Source organism: Methanoculleus thermophilus, from assembly GCF_001571405.1.
GTDB classification, from domain to species: domain Archaea; phylum Halobacteriota; class Methanomicrobia; order Methanomicrobiales; family Methanoculleaceae; genus Methanoculleus; species Methanoculleus thermophilus.
Window position 1 is genome coordinate 137682 of record NZ_BCNX01000008.1, and the last position, 17877, is coordinate 155558.

Genomic DNA, 17877 nt, shown 5'->3' on the forward strand with positions numbered 1-17877 from the left:
GAGGTGTGCCTTTTGAGGTGTGCCTGTGGATGCACCTGATGCTGGCGCATCGTGACGTTGGTGCAATCAGCGTGGTGAATGTTCCGTTCACCGAGCCCAGCCGACCAATGCCGGTCCGGACCACTTGTGCCCGTGTGGCCCGGGTCGTCAGGGAGATTCCCCGTTTCCTGACGCTGGGGGATCATATGTTACCCTGTTTAATTTATATAATTTTCGCCTATTGCTTTGCATTATGGCGTAGCATTGTGCGAATCACTATGACATGCAACACTGCAAAGCACTATATCCTCAGGCGCGAAATTCTGTTTGCACATGGATCGCACTACCGACGCACTCCCTCTCCTGCTTGGCGCCTTGAAAGAGCACCCGCGGGGCATGTCGGTCTCTGATCTTGCCGCCGCCGTCGGGATCAATCGAAACACGGTCTCGCGGTATCTGGATGTCCTCCTCGTATCGGGGCAGGTGGAGATGGAGACCTACGGAAAGGCCAAGGTCTTTTACCTCTCTCAGAGGGTTCCCATCGCTGCCATGCTCAACTTCTCGTCGGATCTCGTGCTGGTGCTCGACCGCGAGCGCCGGATTGTCCAGGCAAACGATGCTGCCTGCAAGTTTGCGGGGCGAGAACGGGACGATGTCATCGGAAAAAGTATCGAGGAGTCCCCGCTTGCCGCGTTCGATCACCCGCTGATACAGAGCCGGATCACCGATGCCTTGAACGGCCGTGAAGTCACGGAAGAGCTCCGGTTCCTGCGGCGCGACGATGAACTCTTCTTCCGGATCAAGTTCCTTCCCACCGTCTTCAATGACGGGGCCCCGGGGGTCACCATCATCCTTGAGGACATCACCGAGAGCCGGCGGGCACAGGAGGCACTGCGCGAGAGCGAATTCCTCTTCCGGAGCCTCGTCGAGAATATCAACGACCTGATCCTGAACGTCGACGAGACATGCACATTCACCTATGTCAGCCCAAAAAGCCAGGATATTCTCGGTTACTCTCCCGAGGAGATGCTTCACAAGACCCCCTGCGACTTCATGCCGCCGGATAAGGCGGAGCGGGTCAAGGAGCAGATTGCCGCCCTCTTTGCCGACCCGGAGCAGAAAGTCCTCTTTGAGTGGACGATGCACCACCGGGACGGGAGCACCGTCATCCTCGAGGTAAGCGGAACCCCGGTCTACGATATCATCGGCGATTTTACGGGCTACCGGATGGTCTGTCGTGACGTCACCGAACGGGTGCGCGCCACAAAGAGGGTGGCCCAGTGGAAGTCGTTCCTCTATTCGGTCGTCAACAACATCCCGAGCATGGTCTTCGTCTGGGAGGTGGAAAAGAACACCTTTGTCTTTGCGAACCGGGCCTCAGAGGTCTTCCTCGGACTGACACAGGAGGAGATGGCCGGTAAGCAGGCCATCGACCTCTTCCCACCGAAGATGGCTGCCTTCTTCGTTGACGGCGATCGGGAGCTGCTGGAGGGATCAACCGCCCTGGAAGAGAAGATCACCCTCCCGGAGGGGCGGATCCTTGCGGTGAAGAAGATCCCGATCTTCAATTCCCACGGCAGGCTGCGCTACATGCTCGGAATCGCCGAGGACGTCACCGACCGCGCTGCAGCAGAGAGCCTCCTGGTCGCCGAGCGTGACCGGGTTCAGGGTTACCTGAACGCCGCCGGCATAATGATAGCAGTGATCGGGGCTGACGGCACCATCAACCTCATCAACCATCGGGGGTGTGAGATCCTTGGGTATGTCGAGAAGGACCTCACCGGGAAGAACTGGTTTACGACGGTCGTCCCTGAGCGTCTGCGCGACCGCCTTGCGCAGAATTTCGCTGAGGTTATGGCGGGCAAAAACGATCTTCCTCCCCTCGAGGAGAGTCCGGTTCTGACCAGAAGCGGCCGGGAGCAGCCGATCCTCTGGCACAATGCCCTTCTCCGTGACGAAGAGGGCAAGATCGTGGCGATGGTGAGTTCCGGCGAGGTTGTCCCGGAGTAGCCGGATTTCCTCCCCCCGACCCATTCACACCGGCTCCAAAAGGCGAGGTGAAAGCCAGCCTTTTCGGATCTCCTCACCCATCCTTGCCTGAATTGAACCAGGGCACTCTTTGAATGGGTGCGGTGGTTATATCCGATTAATCTGGGCAAGAATTCCTTTATTTTTGGTTTTGAGGTGAGATTTTCTCATCCCTGCAGTTTAAATACGCTGCAAGGCACATAGAATAGTGGTGACAACCTTGGTGGACATCATCTCCCTTGTCCTTATCGTCGTCGTGGTGCTGATCGTCATCGGCATCGTCGCGGCCGGTATAGGTATCTATAACCGGTTCTTCTCCCTCAAAAACTCCGCGGAAGCCACGGTCGGCCAGGTGAAGGTCGCGATGAAGAAGCGGCTTGATATGATCGAACAGCTCCTCGGCGCCGTGAAGAGCTATGCGGCATTCGAGAAGGAGACCCTGACCGAAGTGACCGCGATGCGGGCCCGTATCGGCAGCGCCGGTCCCGGTGACTTGAACGAACTCGAGCGTGAGTCCCGGTCGGTCCTCGGGCGGCTGCTTGCGGTTGCCGAGAACTACCCTGACCTCAAGACCTCCCAGACGGTCCAGAACCTGATGAGTGCGGTCAAGGATGTCGAGGATGAGATCGCCCGGCACCGCTACACCTACAACAACATCGCCCAGCAGTACAATACCATGACCGACACCATCCCCTCGAACCTGGTCGCCCGGATCATGGGCTTTACGAAGCTCGAGTACCTTGAGTTCGGCGAAGAGATTGAGCGAGCCCCGAAGATAGCCTTCTGATCTGCGATGGGTATGACCGAACGGCAACAGATCGCCATCCTTGTTGCCATCACCCTTCTTGTCGGGGTGCTGGCGGTCGCAGGAGTAAATGCTCTCGGTGGCCTCTTCCAGGGGAACCTGGAGGTCCAGCACTACGATGCCGTCTTTTACGATAACGGGACCTTCATCGAGCGCTACACGTATGATGTACGGGCGGCGGGGGAGTATCGGATGCTCTTTCGCTACTGGGCAGACCCGCTCACCTTCATGGCCATCGACCAGCCGCACATCGAGTTTCTCGGTATGACCGCCCCGCCCGGGACCATAGGCTACATCAAGGACTTCGAGGGTGAGGTGCGGACCGCCTCCGGGATGCCGAGCTCCGCAGATCTAGCGACGATCCGTAATTTAGCGCTCACAAGCGAGGTTGGTATCTACAACCCCGACTACTTCACCCCGGGCACCTACACGGTGGAATACCGCTACCAGATCCGGCCGCCGATCGAGTACGATGACCAGTGGGCGCACTTAAACCTCCGGCTCGTCGACGAGCACGTCCCTTACCGGGATCTCCGGATCACCCTCCCGTTCGCCGGGAGCATCGAGGAGGTCTACACTCATCCCCCTACCCTGAATGTCGAGCGGACGGATGACGCCGTCGTCATCACCGGGAGTGCGTCGCAGGACGACGCGCTGAACGTCGAGATGCTCCTCGACCCCGCCTTCATGGAAGGGATCGAGGCCTTCCCGCAGTTCGTCCCGAACGTGCAGCAGCAGGCGGCCGACGCCAACCGGTGGCCTCCGATCTTCTATGCCGCGGCAGGCATCCTCAACGGCCTTGCGACGATCCTTGTACTTCTAACACCGTTCATCCTCCTGGGCATATATCTGCGCTACGGCAGAGAGAAACCCTTCACCGTGCCGGAGTATCTGAGTTTCACCCCGAATACCGCGCTCAAACCCTGGCAGGTGAACCTCCTCTTCAAGGGAGATCCCTTTGAGTTCGACGAGAATGGGTTCTATGCGACGGTCCTCGATCTTCACCGGAAAAAGAAGATCGTTGTTGCGGAGAAACCGGAGGGCGGCGGGGTCACGGTCCGGATCATCTCAAACGAGTCGGACGATCCCTACGAGCAGCGGGTGCTCAACTTCCTGGGCCACATCGCAGACGACCATATCGTCGATACCGCTGAACTTGAGGCGTTCGCCGAGACCGCGCGGCGGAGCCCGGGCTACCAGCACCGGATCCTGCAGTATCAGCAGTCGTTTGCCGCCCTGACCCGCGACGTGGACACAACCCTCTCGCGGCGGTACGTCCGTGATGGCCGGGAGACCATCCTCCCGCTCATCTTCCTCGGCGCCATCCCCTGTGCGCTTGCGATCCTCCTCTTCATCCTCGCGCCGGGAGCGGCCTACCTCCTCATACCGGCCGCCCTCCTCTCCTTCGTCGTCGCCGTCCAGGTCGGGATTGCGGCTCTCTTCCCCTCGCCGCTCTTCGGCTTCTGGAGGGACGACCACTACAAGGAGAAACTCGAGTGGGACGCGTTCGCCAACTTCCTCTCGGACCTTGCCCTGATCCGGCAGTACTCACCTGCTGATCTCTCGATATGGGGAGAGTGGCTGGTCTACGGAACGGCGCTCGGTCTTGGGGATAAGGTCGAGGAGGCGATGAAGAACTTAAACATCAGTCTCCCGGACGTCGGGATGCCGCTCTACTCGAACATGCCGGTGATCTTTGCCCCCATCGTCCTCTACTCACCGCCCTCTTCCGGCGGCGGTGGCGGTTTTGGCGGTGGCGGGTCCTTCGGCGGCGGTGGCGGTTTTGGCGGCGGCGGCGTCGGGGGAAGATAACTCCTTTTTTCTACGCTCGATGTATACGGCCCCGCTGCGCGGATGGGTTCGAATACGTTCGTAGTTAAGGTAACCTACTTACCTGCAGCGATAGAATAGTTCGTTGTTGAAGCCTATGACGCGAGCACATCCAAGCTACCTAGTCATCGCCCTCGCTCTCCTTGGTGCGATCATCGCCTGCGGGTGCATGGCCGCCGAGAAGGCGGGCGGTGGTCCGGCCGACCGCATCGCGGGGAACGGGACAATCACCTATGTCGACCTTGAGGGCGGATTCTACGGGATCGTCGCCGATAACGGCGAACGCTATCTGCCTGCGAGCCTCCCGGCGGAGTTCCAGCAGGACGGTCTCAGGGTGACGTTTGTCGTTGAACCTTCAGGCGAGACGGCGACCATCCAGCAGTGGGGGACGCCGGTCGAGATAATCGAGATTGAGACGGACGATACTCCCCGCACGGTTACAGCCAACGCCACGGTCACCTACATCGATCTTGAGGGCGGGTTCTATGGCCTCATCACCGACGACGGCGGGAAGTATCTGCCCACAAACCTCCCGGAGGAGTACCAGGTTGACGGAATCCGGGTGGCGTTCAGCGCCGACGTGGCAAAGGACGCTATAGGGTTCCATATGTGGGGCACCCCGGTCGAGATCCGCTCAATCGAGCGGATCGCGGGGGTCCAGCTCATTGCCGGAAACGCGACAATCACCTACATCGATCTCGAGGGTGGGTTCTACGGGATCATCACCGACGACGGCCGGCGGTATCTCCCGCTCAACCTGAACGAGACCTGGCAGAAAGACGGAGCGAACGTGACGTTCGTTGCCCGGGTCCGGGAGGGTACCGTGACCATCCAGCAGTGGGGGACGCCGGTCGAGGTCATCGCCATCGATGAAGCAGAGAACGCCACCTACGTTGCAACAACCGGGACGGTCACTTACGTCGACCTCGAGGGTGGGTTCTACGGGATCGTCGCCGATGACGGTGAAGACTACCTTCCGCTCAACCTGAACGAGACCTACCGCGTCGACGGTACTCGGATCACCTTCGCAGGCGAGATCGCCCGCGATACCGTGACCATCCAGCAGTGGGGCACCCCGGTCGAGATCATCGCCGTTCTCTGAGAGATCGGCAGACCCACTCACCTTTTTTGAATCACGCCAATCACGCGCCCAAAAACGAGTGCCTTTTTCTTTCCCGCGCCGATAGAAGGATCATGGATGTCACAGTCCGCGAACAGGACGGTACAGCAATCGTATCGGTGGACGGGAGGATCGATGCAGAATCGGCGGGTCGCCTGGATACGGCTCTCTCTGAGGTTCTGGCCCGGGGCGGGAGGCGGGTGCTCGTCAACCTGGAGAAAGCTGTCTACATGAGCAGCAGCGGTCTACGCGTGCTTATTGGAAAGCTTCGGGACCTGCGCCAGACGAATGGTGAGATGGCGCTCTGCTCGCTCTCGCCCGAGGTTCAGCGAGTCTTCCTGCTTGCAGGCGTCCACGAGCTCTTCCCGGTCTACGTGGGCCTGGACGAGGTCTTTGCCGAGTTTGAGCAGAAGGAGAAAGAGTCGCAGTGATCGAAGAGTTGATTGACGCCTTACGCGACGGCGGAAGCGCTGACCGGATGGAGGCGGCGAAATCCCTCGCCTCCCTGGGCCCGGCCGCCCTCCCGGCGCTTTTAGCCGCGCTCAAGGACCCTGACCCCCGACTCCGGATGTGGGCGGCCTACACCCTCGGGATGAACGGGGATACGGCCGCGGTCCCGGCGCTCTCCGCGGCGCTCGATGATCCCGATCCTGGTGTTGTAAAATGGGCGGCAGCTGCTCTGCGCCGGATCCGGGATGGGGCCGGGTGCTGCGGCTGCCGGTTCTGTTGAGTATCTCAGCGGCGCCTGCCGACGAGGAGGACCGCGAGACCGAGCGCTACGACTGCAAGCCCTACCGGGAGCGGCGCTTCGGTCGGCGTGGTGGTTGCCGGCACCGTCGTCTCAGTCCCGGTCGGGGCCGGTGGTGTGGCGGTCTCTGTTGCCGTCGGGGCGGTCGTGGGCGGTGTCGTCGGGGTGGGGGTTGCCGTCGGTGTTGGAGTCGGAGTCACGGTGGGTGCCGGTGTTGGGGTGGTATCGACCCCGACACGGTTGGCGACCGTGAACGTCACCGGTTCGGAGTCGGGAGCGTTCGCTTCGAATCCTGCCGGTGTACTCCATACAGCCCGGACTGAGTAGGTCCCCGGCGCACCGAGGTCGCCGATCCGGATTGCCCCGGGCATTCCGGGATCGTCGGTGTAGAACCGGGTCGAACTGACGTTCAGCCCCGCGAAGTTGAGACCTCCGATCCTGGTCGTCTCAGCCCCGCCCGGCGTGGTGAGCACGAGGTCGATCGTCGCCGGATAGAGATTGTCCGTCCGATAGAATGCCCCGACATCGGGACTGACCACCCGGAAGGCAATTCTCGTGTTCGGGGAGACCGTAAGCCCTGCCAGGGGCTCGTTGTGGTTGGGGTTTGCAAGCACCACGTCAAGGAAGATCTCGGGTTCGCGGATGAAGACGAGCGCTGTGTTGCCGTCGGTGGGGTTGAAGGCGTAGTAGGGTCCGTAATCCCCCCGCACCAGGAACTCCTGCACGTCGAAGTTGGTATCGTCAGCGACAGGGATGCTTCTCGTGACCCCTCGGTCAGGGTTGTCGTCCTGGTACTTCTGAAGCGCCGTGATGGGGCTCTTCGTGGTCGGGTCGCGGAGCTGCGTGAGGTTCAGCCCCTCTTCGTAGACGAAGATCGTGTCATACGGCTGGATATCGCTGATCGTCGGTCCGCGTGCACCAGCCGGCCCTGCACAGAGGGCAAGCAGGCAGAGGGCGAGCAGGATGATGATCGCTCGCCCGGGGTTCCTCTCTGGCGTCATGATCTCCCGTGTGCTTATTGTACAGATATAGGTTGGTGTGACGCGACCCGGGATCCGCCGTATCGTCCGATCCTTATCTGTGGCGTTATCCCGGGAACTCTCTCTAGGGCGGACCGACCGGCTGCGAGGCCCGAGTACCGATGATCCGGCGATACGTGGTGGCCGTTTGCCGGTGGATGCCCACAAAAACCGATCCGATTCGGTTCCCTATGCTTAAATAATCAATTCTCCAAAATCTGGTGATGAATAAGGTCGCCTTTATCATTGCATCGTTCTTGATATTCTTCGCAATTTTGGCGATCCCTATCGATCCCGGCATCCTCTCGCCTGAGGCGAAGGCCGTTGCTGCAGTTACCGTCCTTATGGTCCTCTTCTGGGTCACCGGCGTCATCCCCCTTGAGGCAACCGCGCTGCTCCCGCTGGTCCTCTTCCCGGTACTCGGGATCCTCTCTCCGGTGAAGGTGGCGGAATCCTACGGCAACGAAGTGATCTTCCTCTTCCTCGGCGGATTTATCATCGCGATGTCGATGCAGCGCTGGAACCTGCACCGGCGGATCGCTCTGCATATCATCCGGATCGTGGGGACAAGCCCCCGGCGGCTGGTACTTGGATTCATGGTCGCGACCGGTTTCCTCTCGATGTGGATATCGAATACCGCCACTGCGATGATGATGATCCCGATCGCGGTCGCGATCATCCTGACAATTCTCCCCGGAACCGACCACGCACTCGAGAACCTCGAAGGAAAGGAGGCAGCGCTTGCAAAGTGCCTGATCATCTCCATCCCGTATGCGGCAAGCATCGGGGGGATTGCCACGATCATCGGGACGCCCCCGAACGGGATCTTCATCTCCCAGCTTGCGACGCTCTTTCCCGACGCGCCCACCATCGACTTTTTCACCTGGATGAAGTTCGGCGTCCCGTTCGCCGCCGTATTCATCCTTCTTGCCTGGCTCTGGCTCACCCAGGTCCCCTACCGGCGGATGGTGACGACCCTCCCGAGCGCAAAGGGGATCATCCAGGAAGAACTTGAAAAACTCGGTCCGATCTCGTCGGGTGAGCGGTGGACGCTCATTGTCTTTGCCCTGACCGCTCTTGGCTGGATATTTGCCCAGACAAAAGAGATCGGCGGGTTCATCATCCCTGGTCTCGATATGCTCGTACCCGGGATCAAGGACTCGACCATCGCGATTTTTGGAGCGCTCCTCCTCTTCCTCCTCCCGGTCGATGCGAAGAAGGGAGTCTTCACGATGGACTGGGAGTGGGCGGTGAAGATCCCCTGGGGTATCCTGCTCCTCTTCGGTGGCGGCATCGCCCTCTCTAACGGGTTCATTCAGAGCGGGCTTGCCGCGACGATCGTCGAGTCCCTCACCCTCATCCACGCCCTCCCGATCGTCCTCCTGATCCTCATCGTGGCTCTGGGAGTCTCGCTTGCGACGGAGGTCACCTCGAACACCGCCATGGCCGCCGTCATGATGCCGATCATGGCCGCCACGGCCGTCAGCGTGGGAGTCAACCCGATCTATCTGATGATGACCGCGGCGGTCTGCGCCTCGATAGCCTTCATGCTCCCGGTCGCCACGCCGCCGAACGCCGTCGCCTATGGAAGCGGCTATATCTCCGCAAGAGACCTCCTCCGGTCGGGTTGGGCGCTCAATATGATCGGGGTCGTGCTCTGGACTGTCCTCCTCTTCACCCTGGTCCTCTGGGCGATCGGAGTCCCCCTGGATCTCCCTGCCTGGGCGCTCTGATCTCCCTACCTTCTCTTCAGCAGATAACCGAAAGCTGCCGCCGCAAAGACTGCCGCAAACGGCGCAGCCGGCCCTGCCGTGGTCGGTGTGGGGCTCGGCTCAGTCGTCGCTGTAGCCGGTGTGGTGGGGGTGGCCGCCGGGCTCGTCTCGGTCTCTCCCGGGGTGGCGGTCTCTCCCTCGGTGATGTTGAAGGTCGCGCTTGCGACGGCGTCGCCTTCGACCCACTCGACGGTCACGATATACTCACCCGGTTCAAACCCGGTTGTGTCGGCCTCAAACGACCAGATGTTTGCGGTAGCGTTTCCTTCCTCGACGATGGCCGTCCCGGACGTGCCTTCCACTCCGCCCGGTGCGGACGCGTTCGACGGCGCAAACCCGATCGCTGCTATATTGACAAGCAGACTGTTGCCCGGCTCGATGTTCGTCGTCCCGTTGATGACGACCGTCTCGCCAACAGCGACGTCCCCGATCTCGTTGATGGTCACCTCTTGAGCGGCGGCAATACTGCAGGCCAATGCCGCGAGCACGAGAGCGGTCAAAAGAACCATTCTGGTCTTCATCCTCATCTTCACCTGCACCCCTCTTCCCGCAGCGCCAGATAAACATATCCCCTCCCGCCCCTGCCGGGGATCTCGGCGGAAACCTCCATCCCACGACAAAATCCGCCGAGTTTTTCTCGTGTACGGCCGAACACTCTTTACCATTCCTTTTCAGGTGTAGAGAATGCTTGAGGACCAACAGTGGCAGCCGGTGCCGGGGACCTCCGGCGCCGAGATATATCCCTTCCTCCGGAAACCGGACGTCACGTGCTCGAACGCCTACGTCATCCGGATGCCCGATGAGATTCTTCTCATCGATACCGGGGCGGACGCCGACCAGATGAACCGAATTTTGGCCCTCATCGAGGAGAGCCTCCAGGAAGGCCCGCGTGGGGTCCTCCTCTTCCTCACTCATTGCCATGTCGATCACTGCTACCAGGCCATCCGGGACCGACGGTTCCGGTCCCTCCCGATGCTCACCGTCGCCGCAGAGGAGGAGGGTGCCCGGGTGCTTGAGGCCGGTGATGCAGTCCTGACAATTGCGGATCTGATGGGAAGGGAGATTGAGCCGCTCCCGGTCAATCTCCACCTCTTTGCCGCCGATCGCGAGACCCTGGAGATGGACGGCGGCACCCTCCTCTACCGGCAGAGGATCCCGCTCCAATCCGGGGATCACCTCTTTGTCTACCATACCCCTGGGCACTCCCCCGACAGCATCTGCATCCAGCTTGGGGAATACCTCTTCATCGGTGACTTCCTTTTCTCAGCGAACCCAGGAGTTGCGGGACTTTCCGGGTGGGACCAGCCGGCGCTGCTTGAGTCCGTCAGGCGCGTCCGCTGGATCCTCGCTCACGAACCCGTGACCCTCTGCTGCCCGGGCCACGGCAGGAGCATCCCGGCCGCTGCAATGCCGCCGCTCCTCGACCGGCTCGAGGCCGATGCAAAGAGGATGGCGGATATCGGCGTCTTCAACAGAGAACGGCTCGCCGACTCCCTGGAGCACGCCGTCGACCTGCTGTTGGAGGCCAACCGGACCTTTGCGGTGATTGGCGGGCGGCTTTACGCCCTCGCCTACCGTCTCGAGGACCTTGGTGAGACCGAAGAGGCCCAGCGTTACCTGACGCTTCTTGAGGCAGACCGGATCGACGAGTTCCTGGCCGATTTTGCACAGTTCGCCGATGAGTTTCGGGCGGGGACCAAAATCGATGTCCAGCTCGTCCTCAAGGCAGTCCAGGTTATCCAGCGGATTGAGGCCCACTTTGCAGGGGACCGGCTCAACCACGTCGTCGACGCATCGCTCCTGCGCCGGACCGACCGGCTGCTCACCGATTTTATGAAGACAATCCTCGGCTACCGTGAGACCCCCCACCTCTCCCCGGAAGACCTTCCGGCGGTCCTTTCCAGCCTCATCGACGATCTCTCAAACCCACCGTTCTCGGACGAGGCGTTCATCGAGGCCGCCGACGACCCGGAGGCCTACCGGGCGGAACTTGTCTCCCGGCTCGCCTACCTCCCGCTCTTTGAGGACGTCGATATCTCCGTCGAGGCAGAGGGGACCCTTCCATTGGCGATGATCGACCGGGAACGCTTCTCCGACGAGGTCGCCGGGGTTCTTGAGGATATGGTGGCTTCCGGCACCCAGAAGATCAGGCTCACGCTCCGGCGGAGCGGGGATGCGGTCGGGCTCTTGATCCGCGGATCCGGCCCCCTCCCGGCAAGAAGGCTCCGGTTCTACCGGCGGAAGTTAGGGCTCTCGGGAGCGGTGCTTGCGGTTCCGGAGGATGGGGCGGGGCTTCACCTCCTCCTCCGCCCCGCCCCCACCTGACCCGGATCTCCAGGGCAAACTACTTATTCCGGGCACCCGGACTCTAGGTGATCGTAATGACGATGCAGCACGTGCCCGGCGCTGACCGCGGCAGGGTGATCCTCTATGCCCTGAGTACCTGCGGCTGGTGTGCCCGGACAAAGGACCTCCTCACCGATCTCGGTGTCGGATTCTCGTACATCTACGTCGACCTCCTCACGGGCGAGGAGCGGGACCGCGTGGTCCGTGAGGTCGAGCACTGGAACCCGCAACTCTCGTTCCCGACGATCGTCGTCAACGACTCGAAAGTGGTCGTGGGGTTCCGGGAGCAGGAGATCCGGGAGGCGATCGGTGCCTGAAAGCCCAGGCGACGAGATTGTCGACCGGTTCATGCGCGATCTCGAGCTCGAGGCGGAGGCCGGCGGGTATCATCTCAATCCCGACCGGGAGTTCACCCGCGGTCTTGTCCGGGGACTGCTTGCGAATAGGGAGCGCTACGGCTACATCTCCTGCCCCTGCCGGCTTGCCTCAGGGAACCGGGAGGACGATCTCGATATCATCTGCCCCTGTGACTACCGGGACCCCGATCTCGCCGAGTACGGCGCCTGTTACTGCGCCCTCTACGTCTCCGCCGAGGTCGCGGCGGGAGCGCGCGTTCCCGATCCCGTCCCGGAACGCCGGCCGCCTCCGGCAGAGCGCAAGCGGCAGAAAGCTGAGCATACCGTAGTCTCGGAGACCCTGAAGTACCCGGTCTGGCGGTGCCGGGTCTGCGGCTACCTCTGCGCCCGGAATGAGCCGCCTGAGTTCTGCCCGATCTGCAGGGTTTCCCGTGACAGGTTCGAGCGGTTCATGTGAAGCAGGTCAAGGAACGCATAGAGAAGGAACGCGGCGACGATCCCGTTTGCCGGGGGGATCCCCGGGACCACGAGAGCGGCAAGGGAGCCTGCGGCGTAGGCGGCGAGCCCCTGCAGGTTGAATCGGGGGAGGGCTGCCTCCTCGAGCGCGGGGTAGTGCCCCTTGTGATGGATGAAGAAGTCGGCCATGATCACCCCGCCGAGCGGGGGGATGAAGACCCCCATCATGACCATATAGGGGATCAGCATATCATACATCCCTAGCAAAGCAAGGACGGTCCCTGCAACGGCGCCGGCGAAGGTGACCAGCCTTCGCCGTTCGGTCCGAAAGAAGTGGCACCCGGCCACCGAGAAGTTGTAGATGGTGTTGTCCTGGGTTGTCCAGATGTTTAGAAAGAGCATCAGGACGCCGGCGGAGAGAAGCCCCTGGACGGCCAGAACCTCGACGATGTCGGAGAGACCGTAAACGGCGGCACAGACGGCCCCTGCGGCGATCATCAGTCCGTTCCCGAAGAAGAAGGCAAGGAGCGTAGAGCCGACGGCGGCCCGGGTTGAGCCGACAAATCGCGTCCAGTTGGCAACCTGCGTCCCGCCGGCGACGAAGGTGCCGACGACGATGGTGAGGGCTTCGGCGACCGTGAGGGTGCCCGCCGACCCTGCCATGAGAAGACCGTCGAGACCCCCGCCGTCTCTTACGGCAACCGCGCCGCTTATCGCGACAAGAAGGAGCATCGCCGGGACCGCGACCTTCGAGAGCGCTGCAAGCCCCCGGCAGCCGACGTACGCCGTCAGACAGAACCCGAGGCCAAAGATTATGATCAGGGGAATCTCCCATCCTGCGCCGAGATTCAGGAGGCGAACAAGGACGATCGCGATCGTCGCGGCTCCCCAGGCATACCACCCGATCTGGGTGAGTCCGAGGAGGGCGTCGGACCACCGGCTGCCTGCATCGCCGAAGGCGAACCGGGCGGAGAGGACGGTGGATAGCCCGCTCTTGTAGCCGATGTAGCCGAGACCGGCGACGTAGAGTGAAAGAATCGCACTCCCGGAAAGGATGATCAGGGCAAGATCAGGCCAGAACCGGAACGCGACCCCGATCTCCGCGCCGCCCCACATCGTGGCGGAGAAGAAGGTGAACCCGAGCAGCACCAGGGTGATCGGCCAGAACCCGGATCGGTCCTCGTCCGGAACGGCGGAGAGCGGATAGTCCTCTGCATTACTGCGATCCGTCATCTGGCCGCCTTGACCGCTTCGAATTACTGCTGCTCCTGCAATAGGTTACAGTTTCGCCATAGAGCACTAATCCATTTCGGATCGTCTTCTGAAAAGACCGCGTCGGATGCTCTTACCCCAAAACCGCCCACCATCATCCGGCGAAGAGATCCAAGGTCTCATATAGCGGTGGGACGAATCTCCTGTATGCCGAGCGTGCGGATCAATGACGGTGTCCTCCCCTCGGGTGCTGGTGTCGAGGGGGGGCGAAAGAAGCGACCCGACGAGCAGCAGACCCCTACCTCCCGGGAGCCCATGCCGGAGGTCGAAAAGATGGGGAGCCACGAGAAGTCCCGGATAAGGGGGCCCCGGTTCGCTGGCGACGAAAGCGCCGATATATTCTACACAGGGACGAAATAGGTCACACGAGCACCCGGATATCGGCGGCGGAGGAGACCACCACCTCCCGCGCCCCACGATAGGTCTGGACAACCCCATACAGCGTCACGCTCTCGTTCTCGTGGAGTTCAAGCCCCGCTGCCACATTTTGCGGCAGAAAGACGGTAGTGCCGTTGACGGAAAGAATAAGGTGCCCCCCACTCGAGGTCTCTCTGATCTCCTCGATCCTCCCCTCAAGGAGGACCAGCGCCCCGTCGGGAACCTCTTCCGAGTAAGGTTCCACGAGAAGCGGCCGACCGACGGCGCCAAAGAGGAGGTGGACGGCAAGCACGATCCCGACGACGCCTACAAGCATAACGAGTGCTGTCTTCTCCTCCCGTTCCAGCATAAATCTCTGTAGAACTCCCGGGGCTATAAGATCCGTCAGTTTGATATGTTAACAGCGTTAACTACTATATATGGATGATGTGAACCTTCCCCCGTCTTCCAGAAAGATATTGATGCTGCTTGAGGATGGGGGCGCCCTTACCCATAAGGAACTCGTCCGCCGCAGCAGTCTGGCCCCCCGCACCGTCCGCTATGCCCTAAAACGGCTCAAAGATAACGATATGATCGTAGAGAAGTTCAACTTCCGGGACGCCCGGCAGATCCTCTACGAGTATAAAGACCCCCAGATGGTGTCTGCACAATGACGGAGCCTTTCTCCTGCGACATCATGCGCTGCGACAACCTCGCACGGGTGCTCCTTCCCCGGATGCGCGCCGAGATGGTCTACCGCCTGGTGAACGAACGCGGGATCACCCAGAGCGAGGCCTCCAAGCGCCTCGGAGTCAGTAGAGCCGCAATATCCCAGTATATGAGCCGGAAACGCGGGTTTGCCGGGCAGGACTTCTCCGAAGACCTCGATAGGGTCATCGAGCGCTGGGTCTCCGCCGTCGCTTCGGGTGAAGGGACGATCACCATCTGCGACGTCTGCCGGTCGGCCGGTCTTCCGGAACGCCGGTGAAGCTATGTGCGCCGTCGGCGGTAGAGGTAGAGCCCAATGAGCCAGACCAGGATGCATGCTGCTAGAATAATCTTGAGCCGGTCCGGCCCCGGGGCAGCGCCAGCCCCGCTCCCTTTTGAGGCATTCCAGTCGTCGAGAAAGACCGCGGTGTAATAAGCGGCGATCGCCGGATGCTCGATGATCACGCCCGCTTCCCGGTTGAACGCCGGGGAGTTGGCATTCCAGTTGATGCTGCTGACAAGGACCGCGCGCCCATCGACGATGACGCCTTTGTTATGGATCTTTGCAAGATTATTCGCCTCGATATCCGCAAGCCTGGCCTCAAGCGGTAGCCCTTCGGCCGCGGCAATCCGGTTGATGACCGCGACCATCTCGTCGTTGTCCGCATCGTCCTCGGTGTTGAACCAGGCGGAGTCGAGGAGGATCTGTACCACGACACCCCGCCGGGATGCGTTGATCGCGGCCGCAAGGTAGGGATTGAGTTCGTACCGGGTCTCGTTTGTGATGTAGGCCTGCTCGATCGCGATGCTCTCTTCTGCCCCCTCGATCAGGTCGAGGATGAGCGCGCTCGTATCGGGGGAGAGGACCACCGTCACCCGCGCATCCTCCGCGCGGCAGGGCCCAAACTCCACGGCGTATGTGGGTGCCCAGGGCGTGTAGAGTTCGGCTGCGGTTCCCTCCAGGGGCACGATATCCCCGCCCGCGGCATCGATGAGGAAGACCTCCCGGAAGTAGGCCGCAAGGTCGGGGTCCTCGAGGATGACTACCCACCCGCGGTTGCCCTGCAGACCCGGTGCCGGGTAACCGCCGGGCTTGAAGTTCTCGCTCCCGAGGAGGACCGTCTCGCCATCGATGACGAGGTACTTCGCGTGGTTGTAGCGGTACTTCGCATGGGCCAGATCCGTCGTCTCCATCGCGAGGACCACAATCCCGCTCCGGTTGAGGGCGCCCGCGACGGCCCGCTCTTCCGGTGAGATGCCGCCCACCGGCCCGCCCTCAAGGAGGACGGTCACCTCAACACCGCGTTCGCGGGCGCCGATGAGGGCGTCTGCGATCGTAGGGTCGGTGAACTCGTAGACGTTTGCGAGAATCTCGCGCTCGGCGCTCGAGACCGCCGAGAGGAAGGCCTCCTGTGAACAGTCCGGGGCGACGAACGCAGTCACCTCAACGCCTTCGAACGTTTCCGGACCAAAGCGTGACTGGCCGATACCGAGCGGACGCGGGTCCCAGATGCCATTCTCAAGGTAGTGGATCTGCCCTTCGCGGGGACGGACGTCCCCGGGCCAGGCCACCTTCTGGACGAGCGTGGTTCCATGGTAGATGAAGAGTTCGTCGCCCTGGTTCGCCATCTGAAGGTTCCCGCTCTGGATCACGTCCGGCACCGCCGGCGTCCTCCCCTCGATCTCGAAGTCGGGCAGGTACCCGTGGGTCTGCTCGAAGGCCGGACCGCTCCTTGCGACCACCACCCGCCCGTCTATCCGCGTGCCCGGGGGGAACCGAAACCCGCCCTCTCCATCCGAGAAGACGTAGCCGTCGAGCACCCCCCTCCCCTCAATCACCAGGTACTCGTCGAGATCCCCGGCAAGATAGGGATCAGGACAGAACTCAACGATCTGGACAGCATCGACGGCGGCAACAAGGAGGCATACGAGCAGGATGGCTGCGGCGATCCGGCGCATACGCAGGATTATCTAGGTCCCGGTTTAATAGCAAGACGAAATGACTTCGCCTGCACTTCCGCTGGTCGTCAAGGTGGGTGGAAGCCTCTTTGACCGGACAGCGTCTCTGATCGATATCTTTCAGGAGATCGGGCGCCCGGTGCTGATCGTGCCCGGCGGCGGGAAGTTCGCCGACCTCGTCCGGCGCCTCAACGTCTCCGATAACGCGGCCCACTGGATGGCCATCGCCGGTATGGAACAGTTCGGATGGTATATCGCCTCGCACGGCGTCCCGGCAACCTCCGAGATCGCGCTCCCAGAGGAGGTGACGGTCCTCCTTCCCTATTGTGCCCTCCGGCGGGCCGACCCGCTTCCCCATTCCTGGGATGTCACATCCGATACCATCGCCGCCTGGGTCGCACGCGAGCTCTCTCTGGATCTCCTCCTCTTAAAATCGGTCGACGGCATTCACCATCACCGAAGGCTTCTTTCACGCATCGAGGATCCCTCCCTCATCTCCGACGAGGTCGATCCCACGTTCATCCGATTTGTCTTCGAGCACGGTCTCCGGGCCCGGGTGGTGAACGGCAGGCACGAGGATCGGGTCCGTGGAGCTCTCCGGGATGAGGCGGTAACGGGGACTCTTCTCGAACCGAGATTTTAACTCCTGCGAGGGCAATATAATAGGTTAACTTTCGAGGAAGCGATAATGACAGCCAAAGAGCGATGTACCTCCTGCAACGCCACACTGGCGGTTGAAGGCTCGACCGGGTTCCCGTGCCCGGTCTGTGCGAACACGATCTACAGATGCTATCGGTGCAGGGAGCAGAGCATAGCCTATACATGCCCGAAGTGCGGGTTCCAGGGGCCATAAGCCATGGGTAACGTAGCCATTATCGTCAAGGTCATGCCCGAGTCGCCCGATGTCGACCGTGAGGCGCTCAAAGCAGCGATCCGGGCAGCTGTCCCGGTCGACGACATCAAGGAAGAGCCGATCGGCTTTGGCCTTGTGGCACTGAAGGTTGTTTCCGTCGTCCCCGATAAAGCCGGGGCTCCTGACGAGGTTGAGAAGGCGCTCCAGAACCTTGAGGGTGTTGGCAGCGCGGAGATCCTCGAGTCCACCCTCGTGTAAGGTGGATTCGC

At 61.5% G+C, this 17877-nt stretch carries 21 protein-coding genes; 16 read left to right on the plus strand and 5 right to left on the minus strand.

What is annotated here, in order from left to right; genetic code table 11:
• The first annotated feature begins 312 nt into the window (after positions 1-312).
• From MCUTH_RS08410 to MCUTH_RS08435, 6 genes are all read left to right on the plus strand, one after another.
• On the plus strand, positions 313-1989 hold the full coding sequence (locus MCUTH_RS08410; RefSeq protein WP_066958027.1) for a PAS domain S-box protein: 1677 nt from the start codon (positions 313-315) through the stop codon (positions 1987-1989).
• Between the two features lie 229 nt (positions 1990-2218).
• On the plus strand, positions 2219-2794 hold the full coding sequence (locus MCUTH_RS08415) for a LemA family protein (protein WP_394326389.1): 576 nt from the start codon (positions 2219-2221) through the stop codon (positions 2792-2794).
• 12 nt (positions 2795-2806) lie between these two features.
• Entirely contained in the window at positions 2807-4624 is a 1818-nt protein-coding gene (locus MCUTH_RS08420; protein ID WP_224732784.1) for a DUF2207 domain-containing protein, read from the plus strand.
• Positions 4625-4739: 115 nt separating this feature from the next.
• Positions 4740-5744: a DUF333 domain-containing protein gene (locus MCUTH_RS08425; protein ID WP_224732789.1), complete on the plus strand. Its 1005-nt coding sequence runs from the start codon at positions 4740-4742 to the stop codon at positions 5742-5744.
• Positions 5745-5836: 92 nt separating this feature from the next.
• The gene (locus tag MCUTH_RS08430) at positions 5837-6193 is read left to right on the plus strand and encodes an STAS domain-containing protein (protein WP_066958029.1); all 357 of its coding nucleotides are present in this window, start codon (positions 5837-5839) and stop codon (positions 6191-6193) included.
• Entirely contained in the window at positions 6190-6492 is a 303-nt protein-coding gene (locus MCUTH_RS08435) for a HEAT repeat domain-containing protein (protein ID WP_066958031.1), read from the plus strand. Before MCUTH_RS08430 ends, MCUTH_RS08435 begins: the two co-directional genes overlap by 4 nt.
• 5 nt (positions 6493-6497) lie before the next feature.
• Here the strand turns inward: MCUTH_RS08435 and MCUTH_RS08440 are convergent, their stop codons facing one another.
• Positions 6498-7511, minus strand: coding sequence for a DUF3821 domain-containing protein (locus MCUTH_RS08440; RefSeq protein ID WP_066958033.1), 1014 nt, complete (start codon positions 7509-7511; stop codon positions 6498-6500).
• Between the two features lie 242 nt (positions 7512-7753).
• Here MCUTH_RS08440 and MCUTH_RS08445 point away from each other — a divergent pair, with 242 nt between their 5' ends.
• A complete protein-coding gene (locus tag MCUTH_RS08445) occupies positions 7754-9262 on the plus strand; it encodes an SLC13 family permease (protein ID WP_066958035.1) in 1509 nt (502 codons plus the stop codon).
• A 5-nt stretch (positions 9263-9267) separates the two neighbouring features.
• On the opposite strand, the gene MCUTH_RS08450 is transcribed toward MCUTH_RS08445, so the two are convergent.
• Positions 9268-9834: a hypothetical protein gene (locus tag MCUTH_RS08450; protein ID WP_150468726.1), complete on the minus strand. Its 567-nt coding sequence runs from the start codon at positions 9832-9834 to the stop codon at positions 9268-9270.
• A 151-nt stretch (positions 9835-9985) separates the two neighbouring features.
• Here MCUTH_RS08450 and MCUTH_RS08455 point away from each other — a divergent pair, with 151 nt between their 5' ends.
• The 3 genes from MCUTH_RS08455 (at position 9986) to MCUTH_RS08465 (ending at position 12460) form a co-directional block, all read left to right on the plus strand.
• On the plus strand, positions 9986-11626 hold the full coding sequence (locus tag MCUTH_RS08455) for an MBL fold metallo-hydrolase (RefSeq protein WP_066958039.1): 1641 nt from the start codon (positions 9986-9988) through the stop codon (positions 11624-11626).
• A 62-nt stretch (positions 11627-11688) separates the two neighbouring features.
• Positions 11689-11964 carry a glutaredoxin family protein gene (locus MCUTH_RS08460; protein ID WP_201784942.1) on the plus strand — a complete coding sequence of 92 codons (276 nt, stop codon included), beginning with the start codon at positions 11689-11691 and terminating at the stop codon, positions 11962-11964.
• A gap of 31 nt (positions 11965-11995) precedes the next feature.
• Positions 11996-12460, plus strand: coding sequence for a ferredoxin-thioredoxin reductase catalytic domain-containing protein (locus tag MCUTH_RS08465; RefSeq protein ID WP_066958181.1), 465 nt, complete (start codon positions 11996-11998; stop codon positions 12458-12460).
• Here the strand turns inward: MCUTH_RS08465 and codB are convergent.
• Positions 12379-13692, minus strand: coding sequence for a cytosine permease (gene codB / locus MCUTH_RS08470; protein ID WP_066958043.1), 1314 nt, complete (start codon positions 13690-13692; stop codon positions 12379-12381). The genes MCUTH_RS08465 and codB overlap by 82 nt on opposite strands.
• Before the next feature lie 186 nt (positions 13693-13878).
• Here codB and MCUTH_RS08475 point away from each other — a divergent pair, with 186 nt between their 5' ends.
• A complete protein-coding gene (locus MCUTH_RS08475) occupies positions 13879-14091 on the plus strand; it encodes a hypothetical protein (protein WP_066958045.1) in 213 nt (70 codons plus the stop codon).
• Position 14092: 1 nt separating this feature from the next.
• Here MCUTH_RS08475 and MCUTH_RS08480 read toward each other — a convergent pair whose 3' ends face one another.
• A complete protein-coding gene (locus MCUTH_RS08480) occupies positions 14093-14458 on the minus strand; it encodes a hypothetical protein (protein WP_066958047.1) in 366 nt (121 codons plus the stop codon).
• Positions 14459-14528: 70 nt separating this feature from the next.
• Between MCUTH_RS08480 and MCUTH_RS08485 the strand changes: the two genes are divergently transcribed.
• Positions 14529-14762 carry a winged helix-turn-helix domain-containing protein gene (locus MCUTH_RS08485; RefSeq protein ID WP_066958049.1) on the plus strand — a complete coding sequence of 78 codons (234 nt, stop codon included), beginning with the start codon at positions 14529-14531 and terminating at the stop codon, positions 14760-14762.
• On the plus strand, positions 14759-15076 hold the full coding sequence (locus MCUTH_RS08490; protein WP_066958051.1) for a transcriptional regulator: 318 nt from the start codon (positions 14759-14761) through the stop codon (positions 15074-15076). The genes MCUTH_RS08485 and MCUTH_RS08490 overlap by 4 nt, the downstream gene beginning before the upstream one ends.
• Positions 15077-15078: 2 nt before the next feature.
• On the opposite strand, the gene MCUTH_RS08495 is transcribed toward MCUTH_RS08490, so the two are convergent.
• Positions 15079-16755, minus strand: a complete 1677-nt coding sequence (locus tag MCUTH_RS08495; protein WP_066958053.1) for a phospholipase D-like domain-containing protein — start codon at positions 16753-16755, stop codon at positions 15079-15081.
• A gap of 40 nt (positions 16756-16795) precedes the next feature.
• Between MCUTH_RS08495 and MCUTH_RS08500 the strand changes: the two genes are divergently transcribed.
• The 3 genes from MCUTH_RS08500 to MCUTH_RS08505 are packed head-to-tail and all read left to right on the plus strand — an operon-like array spanning position 16796 to position 17866.
• A complete protein-coding gene (locus MCUTH_RS08500; protein WP_066958055.1) occupies positions 16796-17398 on the plus strand; it encodes an amino acid kinase family protein in 603 nt (200 codons plus the stop codon).
• Positions 17399-17443: 45 nt separating this feature from the next.
• On the plus strand, positions 17444-17608 hold the full coding sequence (locus MCUTH_RS11415) for a zinc finger domain-containing protein (protein WP_083524832.1): 165 nt from the start codon (positions 17444-17446) through the stop codon (positions 17606-17608).
• 3 nt (positions 17609-17611) lie between these two features.
• Positions 17612-17866 (plus strand): elongation factor 1-beta, encoded by a 255-nt coding sequence (locus MCUTH_RS08505; protein ID WP_066958057.1) that lies wholly within the window; start codon positions 17612-17614, stop codon positions 17864-17866.
• Positions 17867-17877 lie beyond the last annotated feature (11 nt).

Bases quoted from the DNA above. Each gene is read 5' to 3' on its own strand.
- MCUTH_RS08410 (WP_066958027.1), top strand. From the start codon at position 313: ATGGATCGCACTACCGACGCACTCCCTCTCCTGCTTGGCGCCTTGAAA.
- MCUTH_RS08420 (WP_224732784.1), top strand. From the start codon at position 2,807: ATGACCGAACGGCAACAGATCGCCATCCTTGTTGCCATCACCCTTCTT.
- MCUTH_RS08425 (WP_224732789.1), top strand. From the start codon at position 4,740: ATGACGCGAGCACATCCAAGCTACCTAGTCATCGCCCTCGCTCTCCTT.
- MCUTH_RS08430 (WP_066958029.1), top strand. From the start codon at position 5,837: ATGGATGTCACAGTCCGCGAACAGGACGGTACAGCAATCGTATCGGTG.
- MCUTH_RS08440 (WP_066958033.1), bottom strand. From the start codon at position 7,511: ATGACGCCAGAGAGGAACCCCGGGCGAGCGATCATCATCCTGCTCGCC.
- MCUTH_RS08445 (WP_066958035.1), top strand. From the start codon at position 7,754: ATGAATAAGGTCGCCTTTATCATTGCATCGTTCTTGATATTCTTCGCA.
- MCUTH_RS08455 (WP_066958039.1), top strand. From the start codon at position 9,986: ATGCTTGAGGACCAACAGTGGCAGCCGGTGCCGGGGACCTCCGGCGCC.
- MCUTH_RS08460 (WP_201784942.1), top strand. From the start codon at position 11,689: ATGCAGCACGTGCCCGGCGCTGACCGCGGCAGGGTGATCCTCTATGCC.
- MCUTH_RS08465 (WP_066958181.1), top strand. From the start codon at position 11,996: ATGCGCGATCTCGAGCTCGAGGCGGAGGCCGGCGGGTATCATCTCAAT.
- codB (WP_066958043.1), bottom strand. From the start codon at position 13,692: ATGACGGATCGCAGTAATGCAGAGGACTATCCGCTCTCCGCCGTTCCG.
- MCUTH_RS08475 (WP_066958045.1), top strand. From the start codon at position 13,879: ATGCCGAGCGTGCGGATCAATGACGGTGTCCTCCCCTCGGGTGCTGGT.
- MCUTH_RS08480 (WP_066958047.1), bottom strand. From the start codon at position 14,458: ATGCTGGAACGGGAGGAGAAGACAGCACTCGTTATGCTTGTAGGCGTC.
- MCUTH_RS08485 (WP_066958049.1), top strand. From the start codon at position 14,529: ATGGATGATGTGAACCTTCCCCCGTCTTCCAGAAAGATATTGATGCTG.
- MCUTH_RS08490 (WP_066958051.1), top strand. From the start codon at position 14,759: ATGACGGAGCCTTTCTCCTGCGACATCATGCGCTGCGACAACCTCGCA.
- MCUTH_RS08495 (WP_066958053.1), bottom strand. From the start codon at position 16,755: ATGCGCCGGATCGCCGCAGCCATCCTGCTCGTATGCCTCCTTGTTGCC.
- MCUTH_RS08500 (WP_066958055.1), top strand. From the start codon at position 16,796: ATGACTTCGCCTGCACTTCCGCTGGTCGTCAAGGTGGGTGGAAGCCTC.
- MCUTH_RS11415 (WP_083524832.1), top strand. From the start codon at position 17,444: ATGACAGCCAAAGAGCGATGTACCTCCTGCAACGCCACACTGGCGGTT.
- MCUTH_RS08505 (WP_066958057.1), top strand. From the start codon at position 17,612: ATGGGTAACGTAGCCATTATCGTCAAGGTCATGCCCGAGTCGCCCGAT.